Source organism: Rosenbergiella sp. YN46, from assembly GCF_036620675.1.
Lineage (GTDB): Bacteria > Pseudomonadota > Gammaproteobacteria > Enterobacterales > Enterobacteriaceae > Jejubacter.
Genome location: NZ_JAZHEE010000001.1, coordinates 70,220 through 83,299 on the forward strand (window position 1 = coordinate 70,220; position 13,080 = coordinate 83,299).

At 57.0% G+C, this 13,080-nt stretch carries 10 protein-coding genes; all 10 read right to left on the reverse strand.

All coding sequences use genetic code 11. From position 1 onward, the window contains the following. Nucleotides 1-31 precede the first annotated feature (31 nt). Nucleotides 32-2,548 (reverse strand): type VI secretion system Vgr family protein, encoded by a 2,517-nt coding sequence (locus V3W49_RS00280; protein WP_500142891.1) that lies wholly within the window; start codon nucleotides 2,546-2,548, stop codon nucleotides 32-34. A gap of 20 nt (nucleotides 2,549-2,568) precedes the next feature. Continuing rightward, nucleotides 2,569-3,093 (reverse strand): putative T6SS immunity periplasmic lipoprotein, encoded by a 525-nt coding sequence (locus V3W49_RS00285; RefSeq protein WP_500142893.1) that lies wholly within the window; start codon nucleotides 3,091-3,093, stop codon nucleotides 2,569-2,571. Then, nucleotides 3,087-3,644, reverse strand: coding sequence for a type IV secretion protein Rhs (locus V3W49_RS00290; RefSeq protein ID WP_500142894.1), 558 nt, complete (start codon nucleotides 3,642-3,644; stop codon nucleotides 3,087-3,089). Before V3W49_RS00290 ends, V3W49_RS00285 begins: the two co-directional genes overlap by 7 nt. A 14-nt stretch (nucleotides 3,645-3,658) precedes the next feature. Then, complete coding sequence (gene tssH / locus V3W49_RS00295) at nucleotides 3,659-6,307, reverse strand: type VI secretion system ATPase TssH (RefSeq protein WP_500142895.1); 2,649 nt, start codon at nucleotides 6,305-6,307, stop codon at nucleotides 3,659-3,661. 255 nt (nucleotides 6,308-6,562) lie between these two features. Beyond that, on the reverse strand, nucleotides 6,563-7,054 hold the full coding sequence (hcp, locus tag V3W49_RS00300; protein ID WP_500142896.1) for an Hcp family type VI secretion system effector: 492 nt from the start codon (nucleotides 7,052-7,054) through the stop codon (nucleotides 6,563-6,565). Between the two features lie 141 nt (nucleotides 7,055-7,195). Next, nucleotides 7,196-8,905 carry an OmpA family protein gene (locus tag V3W49_RS00305; RefSeq protein WP_500142897.1) on the reverse strand — a complete coding sequence of 570 codons (1,710 nt, stop codon included), beginning with the start codon at nucleotides 8,903-8,905 and terminating at the stop codon, nucleotides 7,196-7,198. 3 nt (nucleotides 8,906-8,908) lie between these two features. Beyond that, nucleotides 8,909-9,562, reverse strand: a complete 654-nt coding sequence (gene tssL / locus V3W49_RS00310; RefSeq protein ID WP_500142898.1) for a type VI secretion system protein TssL, short form — start codon at nucleotides 9,560-9,562, stop codon at nucleotides 8,909-8,911. Continuing rightward, the gene (gene tssK / locus V3W49_RS00315; RefSeq protein ID WP_500142901.1) at nucleotides 9,559-10,896 is read right to left on the reverse strand and encodes a type VI secretion system baseplate subunit TssK; all 1,338 of its coding nucleotides are present in this window, start codon (nucleotides 10,894-10,896) and stop codon (nucleotides 9,559-9,561) included. The genes tssL and tssK overlap by 4 nt, the downstream gene beginning before the upstream one ends. Nucleotides 10,897-10,909: 13 nt before the next feature. After that, the gene (gene tssC, locus V3W49_RS00320) at nucleotides 10,910-12,457 is read right to left on the reverse strand and encodes a type VI secretion system contractile sheath large subunit (protein ID WP_500142903.1); all 1,548 of its coding nucleotides are present in this window, start codon (nucleotides 12,455-12,457) and stop codon (nucleotides 10,910-10,912) included. 35 nt (nucleotides 12,458-12,492) lie between these two features. Beyond that, on the reverse strand, nucleotides 12,493-12,990 hold the full coding sequence (gene tssB / locus V3W49_RS00325) for a type VI secretion system contractile sheath small subunit (RefSeq protein ID WP_500142904.1): 498 nt from the start codon (nucleotides 12,988-12,990) through the stop codon (nucleotides 12,493-12,495). Between the last annotated feature and the right edge of the window lie 90 nt (nucleotides 12,991-13,080).

The window sequence follows — 13,080 nt, forward strand, 5'->3', positions numbered from 1 at the left end:
CGTGGTCCTTTTCAAATATGCTTACCCAGCATCATTCGCTGTCACTGCGTAAAATCTCAATTTTCATGTCGGATGGGAATGCGGTGAATACAGGTAGCGTATTCCCTTGCTCATCCGTTTCACCGCTGAATACTGCGCCTTCGGATGTGGTAATCCGGTACATCGTTTTACTGAATGGAATATCTTTATCATCAGCCAGAACATAGCTCCCCCCAAACCCCATAGGAAGCTCTTTCGCCGGAATGTTAATGTTGGCGGCCCCCATTTTCTGTACGTTTGCCGCTTTCAGTAAGATGTTTCCTGGGCAGCCAAGCTCAATATTTCCGCCACTCATCCGGATGTAGGCACCACCGCAGGTCATCAGTAATTCCTGACTGGCATTTATGGTAATTTTTCCGGCGTTACTCACGACCGAGAGATCTTTAAGGGCCTGGATATTCATGGCATCGCCCTGTGCCTGAATGTCTACGCCCCCATTTCCTGCAAACAGCTGCATGCCTTCACTTTGTGCAAACAGGCTGACGGTTTCTTTTGCAGCAACAGTGACTGATTTTGCTGCACTTATATCCGTATTTTTACCTGACATAATACCAACGCTTTGCCCTCCCGAAGCAACACGGATAGCCTCCGGGCTGACAACGCCCACACCATGAGGTGCATAAGCCAGTATTCCCGCTTCCTGCAGATCATTCAGGGCCTCATTAAGCTGTAACTGACTGTCTGTTTCGCCAGGAGTTGCTTTAGCGCTGCCCGCAGCCGCATTCAGACTTTCTGCCAGTGATAATGCCTGTTTCAGTTGCAGGATGGCTGCTTGCATATCAAGCATTTCTCCCTGCGCTCCAGGCTGTTTATCAGCACTCAATAGTATCCCTTTGCCACCCCGGATGCTCACCCAGTCATTGGTACGTAATTCCGCCCCCTCGCCGCGCAACTTCCTGGATGCATCAACATTATGCCCCAGATTGAGCTGCGTCTTGCCGCCGTACTCGGTACTGAGCTTAATATGCTCCTCGCCGCGTTTGTCTTCCATCCGCAGTTTGTTAAGGCCCGCAGTGCGTATCACATTGCGGGTGCTGTTCTTCTCGGTAACGTGGTCAACGTGGCGCGAGTCATGCAAAGCGTGGGCAATATAGGGCCGGTCCGGGTCGCCTTCATGGAAGGCGATAGCCACTTCCGTGCCCTGAATCAGCGGGAAATGAAAGCCGTAGACGTCTCCGCCATAGGGTTTAGCCAACCGTACCGGCATACTCTCCTGCCCCTGCGATTTATCATCCAGGTCGGCATCAAATTTCACCCGGTACAGGCCGGCTTCATCCTGCCAGGCGTAGATATCGTTCTCTTTAGCGCTGGTGATACGGGCCGTCAGCGTGCCGCTAACCACCGGGCGCGGCTTCGCGGCCGGGCGCCAGCAGCGGGTTTCGCTGTAGGGCATCGCCGTCCAGTATACCTGCAGGGCGCTTTCGCGGCTGGCGGTAAAGCCCGCGCTGATAATCATCACGCCATTTTCCGTGACCGCCGGCAGCGTGGGAGGGATAGCGGTTTCAGTTATGGTCAGGACCTGCGCCGGACTCAGGGTGGCATCGGTGCTGTTACCGGTGACCAGCGTCTGCCCGGACAGAAAGCGCTCGTGCTCCAGTCGCGCCCAGAAGTTACCGCTCTCAGCGGCAGGCTGGAATTTATCCCCACTTTCCAGGTGACGCGGCCGGTAGTGGTACACCTCGCCGTAGGTGACGCCTTCGCCTTCGCCGCGGGTCATATCCGCAGGCGCGGACTTCAGTACCTTCTGTGCCTCACGATGGTTGTAGTCGTTCGCCATCACCGAACTGACCACCACGTTGTGCATCACATGAATATTCCAGACCGAATCCACCCCGTTGTCGTTAGTGCCCGACGGGCTGTTCAGCGGCAGCGTTTTGCCAAATTCCAGGGCACTCTGGCTGTCGGCAAAATGGACCACTTCGGTTCCGGTATCCGGCTGCAGCCTGAAGAAATAAAAGATGCCCACTTCCGCCAGCAGACGTTCGATAAACGCCAGGTCGCTTTCCTGGTACTGGTTGATTTGCTCACGTTTAGGGTAATCACACTTCAGGCTGAACACATATTCCCAGCCCTTCAGGCCGTGCTCCGTCAGTACCTGCTCCACCACTTCCGGTACCGATTTATTAACAAAGAAGCGATGGGTGCGGAACTGGTTGCCCAATAGTGCGAGGAAGGGCTTCAGCGTAATCTGAAACAACGCCTGGTCGGCAGAGCCGGATATCCGTCGGAAATCCGTGACGACACCATGTACTTTTTTCTGTTCGGTCAGGCTCTGTAACAGGCCGGTTCCCATGGTCAGGGTGGCCGGTTTACGTAACAGCTGGCTGGCATCAAGATCTTTATCCGTACAGGTAAAAATAATGTCATAGCTATATAATCGGCTGATTCCCTCAGAACCGCTGAACTCCTCAACATCCAGAGGCGACGGACAGGATGGGATATCAAGCTGATAACGATTCAGAGTTCCCGCCGCGGTTACCACGTTTTGCATAGCGTCTTTCAGATTCATTGATTTTCACTCCGTGAATATTAGTTAGAGGGCGCTGATGAATAAGGATGTTCGCAGGAGCCTGCATGACTTTCCCAATCAGACGCAACTTCACCATTTTTTATTTCGCTGTAAGGTCGCGATATTTCCCCGACCGTAAGAGGAATATTAAAAATACATCCACTGGAGATCTCCACGCCTGCTACCATTTTGCGTGCAGCCGCTTTATGGCGTTCGGAGAGCAAAACATAGCTAACGATAAACTGACCTTTGTCCGGAAAATGATAGAATGCCGGGGGAATACATAATTGACCATTCACAACACGGAGCATCGGGTTAAATATGATATTTTTTTCTTTAGATGGTGTTCCCCGGGGATTAATGGCGATATCTACCGGTTGATAATTCCCCGCATCAGGTACAGTAAAACAGACATTATCGCCCATGGTGCTGACTGTTGCCTCCTCATCAAACCGCCATCGGTCTCCCGGGCAGCCAGTCAGTACCGGCAGGCAGAATAAAAAAGTCACAATAAATAAATAACACTGCCTAATGACGCTTACCATGGGAACCCCCGCAACGTATTATCATACTGTTGCCGAATAACCGGCTCGCTGATATTGCCATCAAGCGTAACAACATCATTATTCCTCAGCTCACACCATTTGGTGTATCCTTCGGCCTGTAGGATAAAATTATCGGCAATGATTTGTGCCTGTTGCTCCATGGGATACTCACTTAACAGGCGCCCATCCATTATATAACGATAACTGACTATCCGGCTGAATAGCCCCCTGAGAATAACATTCATGCCTTTTTCCCGCTGCCAGACATGCGTCATTTCATGGATAAACATATGCTGATAGAAAGGCACACTGAGCGAATAATCATTCCGATAGTGCTCACGAAAATAAATTTCACCATCAGGAGCCATGGCGGTCTCTTTATTCTGGAGGCCAAAAGGAAGATAACTGTTATGGTGAATCCAGACTTTGTGATACGCGATCGTCGATTTAAAAACCGATCGCGCCAGTTCAATCTCACCCAATGTCAATAATCTGACAGAGCTTTCTTTCTGCTTTTGATCTTTCTTCTTACTGGTAGCATTAACAGACATTCCCTGCCTCCCTTTCACTGTTCCGTATCAGCATCATCAAACGCCATCACAATCCCTTCTTCCTCATCCCAGCCCAGGGTCAGGGTCTGCGGCTTCTGCTTCGCGGCCATATGGCTTAACAGCTGCTGGCTGAGCACCGGCAGGATCTGCTGATTCAGCAGGCTGTCGATATTGCGGGCGCCGGTGTCCGGCAGCAGGCAGGCATCGGTTAAAGCGTCGAACAGCGCATCGCGGGTGTGGGTGGCGATGCCGTAGTGGCGCGCCAGACGCTGGCGCACCTGGTCCAGCTTCATGCCCACAATGGCGCGCATCGCATCCCTGCCCAGCGGGCGGTAGATAACCGTCTGGAAGCGGGCCAGCAGCGCCGGCTGGAAGTGGTCGCGCAGCATCGGGCGTAGCAGTTCATGCAGGTCAGCTTCTGTGGCGTCCGGCTGGTCATCCAGCAACTGCATCAGCGCGTCGCTGCCCAGGTTGGAGGTCATCAGGATCACCGTGTTGCGGAAGTCAATTTCCCGCCCTTCACCGTCGCGCATAAAGCCGCGGTCAAACACCTGGTAGAACAGATTCATCACGTCGCGGTGCGCCTTTTCCACTTCGTCGAGCAGCACCACGCTATAAGGCCGCTTACGCACCGCCTCGGTCAGAATGCCGCCCTGCCCGTAGCCGACGTAGCCCGGCGGCGAGCCTTTCAGCTGGGAGACGGTGTGCGGCTCCTGATATTCAGAGAGGTTGATGGTGATCAGCGACTTCTCGCCGCCGTACAGGCAGTCCGCCAGGGTCAGCGCGGTCTCGGTTTTGCCGGTGCCGCTGGGGCCGACCAGCAGAAACACACCCTGGGGACCGTTTTCGGCCGTCAGCCCGGTTTTGGCCGCGCGCAGGCGTTGGGCAATGGCGGCAAGCGCCACATCCTGCCCGACCACCCGTTTGCCGATTTCCGCTTCCAGGGTCAGCAGTTCAGTCTGCTCGTCCTTCATTAATGAGGAGAGCGGCACGCCGGTCCAGTCGGCAATCACATTGGCCACGGTGCGGGCATCGACATCCGGCATCAGCAGCGCCTGCGACTGTTGCAGCTCTGCCAGCGCCTGCCGGAGTTCGGCAATTTCCGCCTGGCGGGAGATATCGGCGCGACAGTCCAGCAGCCGGGCGGTGAGTTCTTTTTCCTGACGGTACTGCTGCTCCAGCACATCCTGCTGTTCGCGCAGGCTTTCCATCCGGGTATCGATGGCCGCCAGCCGTTCACCATCGCCGTGATTACCGACGGCGATATCTTCCAGCAACGCCTGCTTTTCCATTTCCAGGGCGGTGATGGCGGCACCCGGACGTACTATCTCTTCCGGCACGGTGTCCAGGCTCATGCGCACCCGGGCTGCGGCGGTATCCAGCAGATCCACCGCTTTGTCCGGCAGCTGGCGGCCGGTCAGGTAGCGACGCGAGAGCGTGACCGCGGCTCTGACCGCTTCATCGATGATATGCACCCCGTGGTGCTGCGCGTAGCGCGGTTTCAGGCCCCGCAGCATCAGGCAGGCGGTGTCGTCGTCCGGCTCGTCCACTTTCACCATCTGGAAGCGGCGCTCCAGCGCGGCGTCGCGCTCAAAATACTGTTTGTATTCGCTCCAGGTGGTGGCGGCGATGGTGCGCAGCTCGCCGCGGGCCAGCGCCGGTTTCAGCAGGTTGGCGGCGTCCGCCCCTCCGGCCTGGTTGCCGGCGCCGATAATGGTGTGGGCCTCGTCGATAAACAGCAGCACCGGCGTGGGCGACTGCTGTACCGCATCGATAATATTTTTCAGCCGCTGTTCAAATTCGCCCTTCACGCCAGCACCGGCCTGGAGCAGGCCGAGATCCAGAGTGCGCAGGGTCACGGGCTTCAGACTTTCCGGCACGTTGCCCTCATGAATGCGCAGCGCCAGTCCTTCCACCAGCGCGGTTTTACCCACGCCCGGCTCGCCCACCAGAATCGGGTTGTTCTTGCGGCGCCTGGAGAGGATGTCCACCATCTGGCGGATTTCGTTATCACGGCCAAACACCGGGTCGATCTTTCCTTCCTTCGCTTTCGCCGTCACATCCAGGGTGAATTTATCCAGCGCGTTCTGTAGCGCGGGGGAAAGTTCACCCTCCTGGATTTCCGCCCCCACCGGGCGCCCGACCATCTCCACCTCGGCGTCGTCCTGCGCCAGCGCCGCATCCTGCTGTACCTCCGGGCGCTCGTCTGACTGAGCGTCCAGCAGCCCGCGCAGCCGTTCCAGCTGGCTCTGCCCCAGGGTCAGCAGCGGCCACAGGCCGTCGCACTGCGCCAGCGTCGGCTTTTCCGTCAGGACCATCAGCAGATGGAGGCTGCGGATGGACGTTTCCCCTGCCAGCGAGGCCCGCAGCCAGGCCTCCTGCAGCAGGGTCTGGATGCTGTCTGAAAGCTGCGGACGGCTGCGTACCGAACGCGGAAGATTATCCAGCCAGCCCAGCAGCTCCTGCCACAGGCTGTCCATATCCCATTCGTAACGGCGCGCCAGTACGGTGAGATCGCCTTCGCCCTGCTCCAGCAGCTTCAGCAGCCAGTGCTCCGGCAGGATTGAAGCATGGGCGCGGGTCTGGCACAGCGAGGCGGCCCCTTCCATAGCGCGGGCGCAGTAGGGGTTAAGACGACGTAACAGGATGGCGGGATTTTCCATGAGTTTCTCTCTTTGTCGATTCCTGGCAGGCATGCTACCGCCCGTCGCTGTGGACCAAAGCGCATCAGGTACGGAAGCAGGCTGGTGTGGTGTTCTTTGCTGAAAGCCCGCTACCCGCAGGCGCTCAGCAAATGGCCCCTCACCCTGACCCTCTCCCCAAAGGGGAGAGGGAAAAGAACTTATACCGCCTCTCCCCTCCGGAAAGAGGGAAAAGGACTTATGCCGCCTCTCCCCTCCGGAAAGAGGAGAAAGGGCTTACGCGGTGGCGCGTTCGTTCCAGCTATCGGAATGAATGATGTTGCCGTCCTTGTAGGTCCAGGTGATTTTTTCGTAGCGCAGTTCGATCTGCTCCAGGTGGTTATGCTTTTCAAAGGACGGGTTCTTGATGTCGTGCATCACCGGATTCACCTTCACCACCTTCACGTTTTCCAGTTTGGTGTTGAAGTACTCCACTTCCTGACCCGCGTCGTTGATTTTGTACCACTTGAATTCCGCAGACTTCAGGGTCTGGCCGGTCGTCACCGCCTTGTACAGATAGGGGCTGGAAGAGTCGACTTCCTTGGTAAACAGGAACGGCGTGTGGATACGGGTGCCGGTCAGCTTGCCGGTGTTGTTGTCGGTCGGGATGTACAGGTTATGCTCCTGAGCGACAACCTCGATGCTGCCTTCACGATCCTGAACGTCCACAGACCCTTTGATGTCCGCGCCGCCGTCGTCCTTCAGCCACAGATAAACAGGAATTGCCATCGTAATTACTCCATTTCTACACTTCGTCCTTCAGACTGCCTGTTAGCTGCCTTCATTCGCCCCGGTCACATCGTTATCTATGCTCCCGGGGGCTCATTCAGTTGCCGCCGCGATGCGGCCCGAATGACTTTGTGTATTGATTTAAGATTCGTCATCATCCTGCGATGACGTTGTGGTAACGCCCGGTACCTGACAGGCATTGGCCTGCGGTACCAGACTGATCTCGACACGGCGGTTTTGCGCGCGGCCTTCCGGCGTGTCATTGGTTGCGATTGGGCGGCTTTCACCATAGCCCTGCACCGCAAAACAGCTTTCCGGCACGTCACCGGTATCCCGCATCCAGTTACGCACCGCTTCGGCACGCTTCAGGGAGAGCGTCTGATTAAGCCCCGGATTGCCGGTATTGTCGGTATGGCCGCTGACCACGATAAGCCAGCCGGGTCTGGCCTTAATGCCCACCAGCGAGTTGACAAGCATTTTGGTGGAGCCGGGTTTCAATTCCGATTTACCGGAATCAAACAGCGACATGCTGTCGAGGCGCACCGTTTTCGGCCCCTGGACGATTTTCTTAATCACCGGAGGAGGAGGCGGCGGCGGCGCCCAGTCGCTGACGGCAGCCTCTACAGGCGCAATCAGATGCAATCCCTGGTACAGCCCCATGCGGTAACGCAGGGGTTCGCCACGGCGCTGCCAGTCATCCAGCAGTCGTCCGTCCGCACGCAACAGCTGCTGCGCCCGGAGCTTCGGCGCAGGCGGTTTTCCACTAAGACGGTGATAGAGCGCAAGATGATCGCCCACGCTGCGAATCAGGCGCTGGTTATTAATAAACGAGGCCAGCATCGCCAGGGCCAGAAAAATCCCCCCCAGTAATCCGGCATAACGCCAGAACACCATTCTGCGACTAATGCCGCGACGGCGCGGTAGCCCCGATAGCAGTAATTCAGGAAGGGGTAATGTATGGACGCGATCGGAACTGTCCGGCGGCAGGGCCGTGATATCCGCAATATGCTGTTGCCACAGGTTGCCACGCTGTCCGCTGATCGGCACCATGCAGACTCCCCAGGCGCAGGGCTTCAGCGCCGGTAGCTCCCCCTGACGCACGGCCAAAAGACTGTCAACGTTCTCCCCCTGCCAGCTCAGCAGGCTGTTGAGCCACAAAACCTGACTCAGACGGGCGAAGCGCCCTGACGCATGACTTTCACTGACCCACTCAGAAAGGGGCTGGTTCCCCTGCCCCGGCAGATGGATCCGGATACCAGTACCATGGCTGACAGAAGTGAACCAGACGGGTTCTTCCTCCCGGCAGGCCTGAGGCGGCGAAACCCACGAAGCCATCCAGAATGGTGGCAGTCCGCTGAGCCAGGGTCTGCATTGCACCACGGCTCGCTGCCAGCCCCGCAGGCGCTGTGTAAAATCATCCTGAGAACTGTGGTGCTCAGGGAGTATCGCTACCAACACAGAAATCTGTGAGATTAACGCCGGACGTACCAGGCTCAGATGCTGCGCCAGTTGAGGAAGTTGCTCAACATCCCTGACCCGTAAATACCAGCCCTGGCGGGTTTCACGATACCGACTGTCGGGTTCAAACAGGGAGTCATTGTCGCCACATACCAGAACCACAGCTCCCTGAAAATCCTCCGGCGGCAGATTATCATCCGCAATATCACGAATCGCTTCACGGTGCGTGCAGGATACCACCCACTGGCGCCACAGCATCACGCCACAGGCCAGAACGACCAGCAGGCTGAGCACCACCCTGCTGCCCACAGAGAGCGGCCAGAATCCCAGGATAAGCCACAGTGCCAACATCCCTGTCAGACAGGTCAGCATGATCCGGTAGAGATCGCGCATGGCTTACCCCGGCCTGGTTATCTGCCCCACCATATCGGTGAGATGGGCAGAGAGGAAAAACCACAGCGCCACCAGCACAACAATGCCGGCACCCCAGGAAAGCCAGTACAGACGGCGCCCGGAGCGCAGGCGTGACGCACGAACCACGATCGGCGCATCCTGACTCAGAGCAAACGGCGGAACCCGCTCACCCAACGCCCTGACCACATCCTCGCGGCGTTCATCATCCTGCGCTCGGTACTGACCAACAAACCCCAGTTGCAGGGTACGATACAGACAGGTCAGTACCGCGGTATCCGGCGCCGTTTCCTTCAGCAGGTTACGAATACGCTCCCAGAGCTCCTCTCCGGCGTTAAGCGTGCCAAAGAATCGGGCCTGCAACGGATCCCGCCGCCAGGTCAGGTAGCCGTCATCGGTGCTTCCCCGGTTAAGCACGCTCTCATCCAGCAGCGCACACAAGGCATATATCATATGGTCCCGGCTGACATCGCTGTAGCCGGCATCGGTCAGCGCGGTTCGGGCTTCCTGAATCAGTTGGCTGGCCCGGCGATATAAACGCTCACCGTCACGCACTTCCTGTCCGCCGCGCAACTGGCTCGCCATCAGCCAACCGGGGTAGAAAATACGTTCTATCTGGCTGAGATCGGAGGTATTCATGTCCGTAACACCGCATAAAGTTCCAGTTTCACATCCCCCAGCGACCTCGGGGTGTAGAAGGTACAGCTACCAGCTTCCAGCATGGCACGGGCCGCATCTGAGGTGAGATCCAGCGAGAAATACTGGTTTTCAAGACGCAGAGGGATAGCGGCCGGCACATGGCTGAGCGGTTTGATGACCATGCCGCTCAGCGCTACATTGACGACATCAGAGACGTCGGCAAAACTCCCTGCCTTGCATAGCTGCGGGAATCTGACCTGCAGTTCATGATTCGGCATGGAAGCGCGTACCGAAAGATAGAAATCTGCCCCTTCACGCAGGCGGGCGTCGTGCAGCGAGCCTTTCCAGATCTGCTCTTCGTGCTCAAGCTGGATACTGACAACGCGGGACGGCAGGCTGGCTTCCAGTAACTTATCCAACAATGTCAGCAGTGGTGGAAACACCTGCTCTGGCGCCTCGTGCCGATAAACCGGAATATCGCCGGCGTCATGCTCAAGGGAAAAGGTCAGCAGGCTGCCCGCCAGACGTGCCAGCTCCCGATACAGCAGCTCCGGATGGCGGGAAGGCGCCTGCAACAACTCCGTCAGCACCGGCTCAGCGCTGTTCAGGGCATTCAGCAACCAGAACAGAGAAACATCCGCCACCGCAAAATCCGCCATCCGTTCATTGCTTTCACGACGCATGGCCATCAGACGGCTCCGTCGCGCCTGCAAACGTTTCAGCAGATCGTCCAGCGCGATCACCAACGTCGAATTTGCAGAAAGCGCCAGTAATGGCGGTATAAAAGAAGTGTCACGGCTCCACTGTCCCTGGGCGTTGCGCATCAGGCGCGCGACCGGACAAGTCAGATACGCCGCATTTTCTTGGGCAGAAAGTCGCAGCGTGATAGCATGGCGCAGAACCGCCAGCTCACCACGCTCACTGCCAGCCAGTTCCTGCACCGGTACCCGCTCGGCCTTCCAGCGACGAGGGCGGTCATGATCCTGACCGTCATCCAGGTTACCACCATTGGCGCTGAGTAACGGCAGTGCCAGTAGAACCTCAACCGAATCCAGACCGGCGGCTGCCGACAAATCACAAACTGGCGGCAGGTTGTCCGCCAGATCGGTATCCACCAGCGTGCCATCAGGAAAACGCACGACAATACGGGTGGCGTTAAGGCGGGAAAGTGCCAGCCCGGCATCGTCGAATTCTGCGGCGATAACGCCCCACGGATGGGCCAGCCCCATCCGTGCAACGGTATCACTAACATACGCATCCCACTGCGCCTGCTGCTGAAACTGCTGCGGAGCCAGGAAGGCGCCGTCTTCCCACAACGGACGATAAATTTTCATCCCTGTGACCGCCTTACGCTTTCGCCTTCGGCATCTGGGAAACCAGAGACAGGTTCACGTCCATACCTTCCACCTGGAAGTGCGGAATAGCGTAGAGCTTCACACGGAAGAAGCCCGGGTTATCCTCAATGTCTTCCACCACCACTTTAGCGTCGCGCAACGGGTGCGAAGCCTGCAGCTCGTCGCCCGGATCGGTCATCTCGGTGACCAGACTACGAACCCAGGTGTTCAGCTCCAGCTCCAGCAGACGGCGGTCTTTGGTGGTGCCGATGTTTTCGCGCTGAATCAGCTTCAGGTAGTGGGCGATACGCGACAGCAGGAAGATATAGGGCAGGCGCGCGTTAATACGGCTGTTAGCGGTGGCGTCCGCGGTGTCGTACAGCGCCGGTTTCTGGGTCGAGTTGGCCGAGAAGAAGCAGGCGTAATCGCGGTTCTTGTAGTAAGAAAGCGGAATAAAGCCCAGGTTAGAAAACTCAAATTCGCGGGTTTCCGGGATCATCACTTCCGACGGGATCTTCACCTGATTGCCGGTACCCAGGTCATACAGGTGGATCGGCAGGTCCTGCACCGCACCACCGGCCTGGGGCCCGCGGATCTGCACGCACCAGCCGTTATTGATAAAGCTGCGCACCATGTTCGCCGCGAAGGCGAATGACGCATTGGTCCACAGGTATTTTTCGTGATCCGGCCCTTTCACCTCTTCCACATAGTTAAAGCTGCGCACCGGCACGGTATCCGGCCCGTAGGGCAGACGACCCAGCACCCGCGGCATGGTCAGGCCAATGTAGCGGGCATCGTCGGTGTCGCGGAACGACTTCCACTTAATGTATTCGGCGCGGTCAAAGTAGTTACCGATATCCTTGATGGCCGACACCTCTTCCATGGTCTCTTTCAGGAAGAATTTCGGCCCCACCGAGCCGATAAACGGCATATGGGCCGCGGCGGAAACTTTGGAGATATTACGCAGCAGCGCCACGTCCTGAGCCGAAGCGTCGAATTCATAAGACGAAATCAGCGCGGCAATCGGCTCTCCGCCCGGGGTGTCGTATTCATCGATATAGGTATGTTTATACAGGCCGCTCTGGATAATTTCCGGACAGTCTTCGAAGTCCTGACGCAGATCCTCTTTCGACAGGTCGAGGATCTCCAGCTTCACGTTCTGACGGAAGTCGGTTTTATCCACCGTGTGCTTCAGGCCGCGCCACAGTGATTCGACCTGCTGGAACTCCGGATGGTGCATCACTGCGTCCAGCTGGCGGCTGATCTGGCTGTCCAGTTCGGCGATATGGTGGTCCAGCAGGGTCTTGTCGAGCTTCTCCACCTTCGAGCCGGACTGCTTAAGCCGCTCCAGGAAAATCTGCATAGCGGCGGTGACGCGCTCGTCCGCCGTCGCATCCGACATCGCCTGGTTATCCTGCCAGGACTCCAGGGCGCTCAGCTTATCGACCGGGTTCAGGTTGATTTTTTCAAACAGGGAGGCATATACGCCACCGGCTTCAGAACGTTCCAGCACCACGCTTTCGCCGCCGGCGACCGATTCATTTTTTACAGACATCAGCATTTTCTCTCGTTAATCCGTTAAACACAGGGCCTTTGTTACGCCTGTTGCGGCGCCAGGGCAGACAATTCATTACGCAGTTCGTTGCTGAGCGCCGGATCGCGCAGGATTTTTTCCAGCTCCTTACGGAAGGTGACGTTATCCAGCAGGTTCGCTTTCAGGTCGCGCAGTAAGTTGCGCATGGCCAGCATGGCCTTCAGTTGGGGGATCTGGCGGGCCACCTGCTCCGGGGTGAAATCTTTCATATCACGGAAGGTCAGGTTGATATTTTCTTCACTGCCATCGCCGGCCAGGGTGTTTTCAACGGTGAGGTTTACTGAAGGGGAAAATTCCGAGAGGGCACTATTAAAATTATTTTTATTAACGCTAACCTTCTCTCTTTCAGAGAGAGGCGCCGTTTCCCTGCCGTTACTAAAATCACCGGTCACCAGTAATTTGAGCGGCAGCTCAGTTTTCTTACTCGCCCCGCCGGTATGCAGGTCAAGTTTCAGGTTAATACGGGCTTTGGGTATTTCTTTCTGGAAGCTGTCGCTCATAAATCCCTCTTTGATCGCTGTGTGAGTGGTTTCTGAAACCCTGTTTCTTTACAGCGCATATTAGAGCATTACGCTACAGACGATCAACAG

Excerpts from the sequence above, each read along its gene's own strand:
- V3W49_RS00280 (WP_500142891.1), bottom strand. The coding sequence starts at position 2,548 with ATGAATCTGAAAGACGCTATGCAAAACGTGGTAACCGCGGCGGGAACT.
- V3W49_RS00285 (WP_500142893.1), bottom strand. The coding sequence starts at position 3,093 with ATGGTAAGCGTCATTAGGCAGTGTTATTTATTTATTGTGACTTTTTTA.
- V3W49_RS00290 (WP_500142894.1), bottom strand. The coding sequence starts at position 3,644 with ATGTCTGTTAATGCTACCAGTAAGAAGAAAGATCAAAAGCAGAAAGAA.
- tssH (WP_500142895.1), bottom strand. The coding sequence starts at position 6,307 with ATGGAAAATCCCGCCATCCTGTTACGTCGTCTTAACCCCTACTGCGCC.
- hcp (WP_500142896.1), bottom strand. The coding sequence starts at position 7,054 with ATGGCAATTCCTGTTTATCTGTGGCTGAAGGACGACGGCGGCGCGGAC.
- V3W49_RS00305 (WP_500142897.1), bottom strand. The coding sequence starts at position 8,905 with ATGCGCGATCTCTACCGGATCATGCTGACCTGTCTGACAGGGATGTTG.
- tssL (WP_500142898.1), bottom strand. The coding sequence starts at position 9,562 with ATGAATACCTCCGATCTCAGCCAGATAGAACGTATTTTCTACCCCGGT.
- tssK (WP_500142901.1), bottom strand. The coding sequence starts at position 10,896 with ATGAAAATTTATCGTCCGTTGTGGGAAGACGGCGCCTTCCTGGCTCCG.
- tssC (WP_500142903.1), bottom strand. The coding sequence starts at position 12,457 with ATGCTGATGTCTGTAAAAAATGAATCGGTCGCCGGCGGCGAAAGCGTG.
- tssB (WP_500142904.1), bottom strand. The coding sequence starts at position 12,990 with ATGAGCGACAGCTTCCAGAAAGAAATACCCAAAGCCCGTATTAACCTG.